The sequence below is a fragment of the Cellulomonas biazotea genome (assembly GCF_004306155.1).
GTDB lineage: Bacteria > Actinomycetota > Actinomycetes > Actinomycetales > Cellulomonadaceae > Cellulomonas > Cellulomonas biazotea.
The window spans coordinates 1-6,065 of the sequence record NZ_BIMR01000409.1; the positions used below are offsets into that span (position 1 = coordinate 1).

The 6,065-nt window shown below is 76.1% G+C and carries 3 protein-coding genes; 2 read left to right on the plus strand and 1 reads right to left on the minus strand.

Going from position 1 to position 6,065, the window contains the following annotated elements; all coding sequences use genetic code 11:
- Nucleotides 1-2,555, minus strand: a 2,555-nt coding sequence (locus CBZ_RS19465) for a non-ribosomal peptide synthetase (protein ID WP_130783096.1), incomplete at its 3' end; no start/stop codon positions are given.
- A gap of 300 nt (nt 2,556-2,855) precedes the next feature.
- On the opposite strand from CBZ_RS19465, the gene valS reads away from it, so the two are divergent.
- On the plus strand, nt 2,856-5,516 hold the full coding sequence (gene valS / locus CBZ_RS19470; RefSeq protein WP_130783097.1) for a valine--tRNA ligase: 2,661 nt from the start codon (nt 2,856-2,858) through the stop codon (nt 5,514-5,516).
- 47 nt (nt 5,517-5,563) lie between these two features.
- Nucleotides 5,564-6,065, plus strand: a 502-nt coding sequence (locus tag CBZ_RS19475) for an AMP-binding protein (RefSeq protein ID WP_165446865.1), incomplete at its 3' end; no start/stop codon positions are given.

Here is a 6,065-nt window from a genome sequence, read left to right on the forward strand (position 1 = left end):
AGGACGGGGATCGCGGCCAGCACCCCGGCGGTCGCGCCGTACACGCCGACCCAGGCCCGCCCGCGCGGCGCACGCCGGTGCGGCCAGCCCTCGCTCGCCGGGCCCACGAGCTGCGCGGGCGAGCCGGTCCACAGCTCGCCGGGCGGCACCGACGCGAGCACCGCGGACCCGGCGCCGACCTGCGCGCCCTGGCCGACGCGCGTGCCGGGAGCGAGGGTGCTGCGCGTCCCGACGGTGGCCCGCTTGTCGATCCGCACGCGCCCGACGTGCAGCACGTCGCCGTCGAGCCAGTGCCCCCGCAGGTCCACCTCGGGCTCGACCGCGCACCCGTTGCCGAGCGTCAGCAGGCCCGTGACCGGCGGGAACGCGTGCAGGTCGACGTCCTTGCCGACCTTCGCCCCGAGCGCGCGCGCGAACACCGCGGTCCAGGGCGCGCAGGACAGGTTGCCCGCCCCGGCGGCCCCCGCCCAGCTCTCGACGAACCACAGCCGCAGGTGCACCGAGCCACCTCGCGGGTACGTGCCGGGCCGGACGTCGCGCAGCAGGCTGCGCGCGACCAGGACGGTCGAGCCCAGGCGGCCGAAGGGGCTGACGAGCAGCAGCCAGCCCGCGGCGACCCACCACCAGACGCCCGGCACGGTCGGCGCCCACGACGCCCCGGTCGCCGCGAGGACGCCCGCGCCCGCGAGCGCCCACGTGAGCCAGCGCAGCCCGACGAGGAGCGCGAGCGGCAGGCCGAGCAGCCACTGCACGGCCTGCGCGCGCCGGGGCACGGGCCGCACGTCGCGCTGCGTGCGGACCGGTCCGGTGTCGAGCTCGTCGAGCCGCCGGGCGAGGTCGCGCAGCCGCGGGTTCTCGTAGACGTCCGCGACGGTGGCCGTCGGGAACCGCTCGCGCAGCGCGGAGACGAGCTGCGCGGCGACGAGGCTGCCACCGCCGGCGGCGAAGAAGTCGTCCCCGGGCCCGGTCACGGGAGCACCGAGAGCCCCGGTCCAGCGCACGGCGACCCACGCGGCGGTCCCGCTGAGCCCCTGCGGGCCGGCGTCGTCGGTCGCGACCTGCGGCAGGGGCCACGGCAGCGCGTCCCGGTCGACCTTGCCGGACCCGCGCGTCGGCAGCGTCTCGACGGTCGCGAGCAGCGGGACGAGCGCGGCGGGCAGCCGCTCGCGCAGGCGTGCGCGGCACGCGTCGAGGTCGAGGTCGACGCCGGGGGCGGGCAGCAGGTAGCCGACGAGCACGGCCGTGCCGGCAGGGGTGCGCCGCACGGCCGCGGCCGCCCCGGCGACGCCGGGCAGGTCCGCGAGCGCGGCGTCGACCTCGCCGAGCTCGATGCGGCGCCCGCCGATCTTCACCTGGTCGTCCGCGCGGCCGACGAACACGAGCCCGGCGGCCTCGAGCCGCACGAGGTCGCCGCTGCGGTACGCCCGGTCCCACCCGAGGCCGGGCGCCGGGGCGAACCGCTCGGCGTCCTTCACGGGGTCGAGGTACCGCGCGAGCCCGACGCCGCCGATGACGAGCTCGCCGACCTCCCCCTCGCCGACGGGCGACCCGTCCGGGGCGACGACCGCCAGGTCCCAGCCGTCGAGCGCGTGCCCGATCCGGACCGGCGCCGCACCGGTGAGCCGCGCGCCGCACGCGACGACGGTCGCCTCGGTCGGGCCGTACGTGTTCCACACCTCGCGGTCGTCGTGCACGAGCCGGGCCGCGAGCTCGGGCGGGCACGCCTCCCCGCCGAAGATCAGCAGCCGCACCGCGGCGAGCTCGTCGGGCCGCCACAGGCCGGCCAGGGTCGGGACGGTCGAGATCACGGTGACGCGCTGCCGGACGAGCCACGGGCCCAGGTCCATGCCGGTCCGGACGAGTGCGCGCGGTGCGGGGACGAGGCACGCGCCGTGCGCCCACGCGAGCCACATCTCCTCGCACGACGCGTCGAACGCGACGGACAGCCCGGCGAGCACCCGGTCGCCCGGCCCGAGCGGGCGGTCCTGCAGGAACAGCCGCGCCTCGGCGTCGACGAACGCGGCCGCCGACCGGTGCGTGACGGCGACCCCCTTGGGCGTGCCCGTCGAGCCCGAGGTGAAGATGACCCACGCGTCGTCGTCCAGCCCGGGCGGGCGGACCGTGCCCGGGCGCCGGTGCCGGGCGAGCACGTCGAGGTCGCCCTCGGTGAGGACGGTCGCGACCTGTGCCTCCCGGAAGACGGTGCGGGCGCGCTCGTCGGGGTCGTCGACGTCGACCGGCACGTACGCGGCCCCGGCGGCGAGCACCGCGAGGACCGTCGCGTAGAGCTCGACCGTGCCGGACGGCACCCGGACGCCGACCGTGGAGCCCGGCCCGATCCCCCGCGCGGCGAGCCCGGCGGCGGCGGCCCGGACGGTCGCGTCGAGCTCCGCGTAGGTGAGGACCGTCGTGCCGTCGTCGACGGCGGGCTGCCCGGGGTGCGCCGCGACGGTCGCCGCGAGGACGTCGACGAGCGTCCGCGGGGGTGCGGCCAGCGCGGACCGCAGGAACCCGTCCGTCTGCACGTCGCCGTCCACCTGCGCCTCGCCGTCCACCCGTACCTCGCGTCCACCCGTGCCGGCCCCCGCGCCGGTGCGGGCGCGCTGCGCCGTGCCGCAGCGGCCGGGTCGACGTCCGTCGTCGGCGCGCGTCGGTCGACGGGCGCGACCAGCGATCGTCGCAGCGTCACGACCCGTCCCCGTCACCGGGACGGGCCTGTTCACGAAGATGTCACCGAGTGTTCGTGGGGGCGACCCCGGGCCACGCACCGCCGTGCCGCCGGGGTCGCGTGCCCTCGCGTCCGGGTGCCGGGGCGCGCACCGCCCGACGCCGCGGATCTGGGAGGATGTGTGCCCATGAGCGACCTGAACCCGACCGCCCCCTCGACGACCCCTGGCAGCACGGGCACGCGGGCGGTACCGGACAAGGTCTCGCTCGACGGCCTCGAGACGCACTGGGACGCGCAGTGGACCGCGCAGGGCCTGTACGCGTTCGACCGCAGCCGCACGCGCGAGGAGATCTACTCGATCGACACCCCGCCCCCGACGGTCTCCGGCTCGCTGCACGTCGGGCACGTGTTCTCGTACACGCACACCGACGTCGTGGCGCGGTTCCGCCGCATGCGCGGGCGCGAGGTGTTCTACCCGATGGGCTGGGACGACAACGGCCTGCCGACCGAGCGTCGCGTGCAGAACTACTACGGCGTGCGCTGCGACCCGTCGCTCGCGTACGTCGAGGGCTTCGTGCCGCCGCACGACGGGACCGACGGCAAGGTCGTCAAGCCCGGCGACCAGGTGCCCGTGAGCCGCCGCAACTTCGTCGAGCTGTGCGAGCGCCTGACCGCCGACGACGAGCGCCAGTTCGAGGCGCTGTGGCGCCACCTGGGCCTGTCGGTCGACTGGTCGCGCACCTACCAGACGGTGTCCGCCGAGTCCCGTGCCGTCGCGCAGCAGGCGTTCCTGCGCAACCTGGGCCGCGGCGAGGCGTACCAGGCCGAGGCCCCTGGCCTGTGGGACGTGACGTTCCAGACGGCGGTCGCGCAGGCCGAGCTCGAGGCCCGCCCCTACCCGGGTGCGTTCCACCGGGTCGCGTTCCACCGCCCCGACGGCACGCCCGTGCACATCGAGACGACCCGCCCCGAGCTGCTCCCGGCCGTGGTCGCACTCATCGCGCACCCCGACGACGAGCGTTACCAGCACCTGTTCGGCACCACGGTGACGTCGCCGCTGTTCGGCGTCGAGATCCCCGTCCTCGCGCACCCGGCCGCCGAGCCGGACAAGGGCGCGGGCATCGCGATGTGCTGCACGTTCGGCGACCTCACCGACGTGCAGTGGTGGCGCGAGCTCCAGCTCCCGACGCGCTCGGTCGTGAGCCGCGACGGCCGGATCGTCCGCGAGACGCCCGAGTGGATCACCTCGGAGGCCGGCCGCGCGACGTTCGACGAGCTCGCGGGCAAGACGACGTTCTCGGCCCGCGAGGCGGTCGTCGCCGGGCTGCGCGCGTCGGGCGACCTCGACGGCGAGCCCGTGAAGACGGACCGCATGGCGAACTTCTACGAGAAGGGCGACAAGCCCCTCGAGATCGTCACGAGCCGCCAGTGGTACATCCGCAACGGCGGGCGCGACGCCGAGCTGCGCGAGGGCCTGCTGGCCCGCGGCGGCGAGCTCGGCTTCCACCCCGACTTCATGCGCGTGCGCTACGAGAACTGGGTCGGCGGCCTCAACGGCGACTGGCTCATCTCCCGCCAGCGGTTCTTCGGCGTGCCGTTCCCGGTCTGGTACCGGCTCGACGAGGACGGCCAGCCCGTCCACGACGCGCCGCTGCTGCCCACCGAGGACCAGCTCCCGATCGACCCGTCGTCCGACGTGCCCGCGGGCTTCACGGCCGACCAGCGCGGCGTGCCCGGCGGGTTCGTCGCCGACCCCGACGTCATGGACACGTGGGCGACGAGCTCGCTGACGCCGCAGATCGTCGGCGGCTGGCGCACCGACCCCGACCTGTTCGCGCGCGTCTTCCCGATGGACCTGCGCCCGCAGGGCCAGGACATCATCCGCACCTGGCTGTTCTCGACGGTCGTCCGCTCGCACCTGGAGCACGGCACGCTGCCGTGGTCGGACGCCGCGATCAGCGGCTGGATCCTCGACCCGGACCGCAAGAAGATGTCGAAGTCCAAGGGCAACGTCGTGACGCCCATGGGCCTGCTGGAGGAGCACGGCTCCGACGCGGTCCGCTACTGGGCCGCGTCCGCCCGCCTCGGCACGGACGCCGCGTTCGAGGTCGGCCAGATGAAGATCGGCCGCCGCCTGGCGATCAAGATCCTCAACGCGTCGAAGTTCGCGCTGTCGTTCGGCACCGCGGAGCTCGACCCGGCGCTCGTCACCGCCACGCTCGACCGGGCGATGCTCGCCGGGCTCGCCGACGTCGTCGAGAAGGCCACGGCCGCGCTCGAGTCGTACGACCACACCCGCGCGCTCGAGCTCTCGGAGACGTTCTTCTGGACGTTCTGCGACGACTACCTGGAGCTCGTCAAGGACCGCGCGTACGGCGCGGGCGCGACCGAGGTGTCCGCGGAGACCGCGTCGGCGCGTGCCGCGCTCGGGATCGCGCTCGACACCATGCTCCGGCTGTTCGCGCCGGTCCTGCCGTTCGCGACCGAGGAGGTCTGGTCGTGGTGGCGCGAGGGCTCGGTGCACCGCGCCGCGTGGCCGGACGCCGCGCCGCTGCGGGCCGCCGCCGGTGACGCCGACCCCGGCGTGGTCGCCGCGGCCGGTGCCGCGCTGGCCGCGCTGCGCAAGGTGAAGTCGGAGGCCAAGGTCTCGATGCGGACCGGCATCACGGCCGTGACGCTCGCCGTGCCCGCGGCGCTGCGCGCGGGCGTCGACGCCGCGCTCGAGGACGTGCGCTCGGCGGGCCGTGTGGTCGGCACGCTCGACGTCGTGGACGACGCGGGCGAGCAGGTCGTCGCGCGCGACGCGGCGCTGGCCGACCCGGAGCCGAAGGCCGCGGCGCCGGCCTGAGCCGCCCCGCCCATCCCGCCACCGGACCGACCGACAGGAACGCGACCGTGCCCGAGTTCTCCTCCCCCACCGACGTCGCCGACGACCCCGGCGCGTCGATCAGCACGCTGCTCGCGGACCGGCTGGCCCGTGACCCGCAGGGCACGTTCGCCGAGGTCCAGACGTCCGTCGGCGGTGCGTGGCGCCCGGTGACCGTCACGGAGTTCGCGGACGAGGTCACGGCCGTCGCGCAGGGGCTCGTCGCGTCGGGGATCCAGCCGGGCGACCGCGTCGCGCTCATGTCGCGCACCCGGTACGAGTGGACGCTGCTCGACTTCGCGATCTGGGCCGCCGGCGCCGTGGGCGTGCCCGTGTACGAGACGTCGTCGGCCGAGCAGGTCCGGTGGATCGCGTCCGACGCGGGCGTGCGGTTCGCGGTCGTCGAGACGGCCGCGCACGCGGCGGCGGTCGCGCAGGTCCGCGACGACCTGCCGGGGCTCACCGAGGTCCTCGTGCTCGACGAGGGCGCCGTGGCGACGCTCGTCGAGCGGGGCCGCGGGGGGCCCCCCC

Coding starts and splice junctions, on each gene's coding strand:
- valS (WP_130783097.1), top strand. CDS start 2,856: ATGAGCGACCTGAACCCGACCGCCCCCTCGACGACCCCTGGCAGCACG.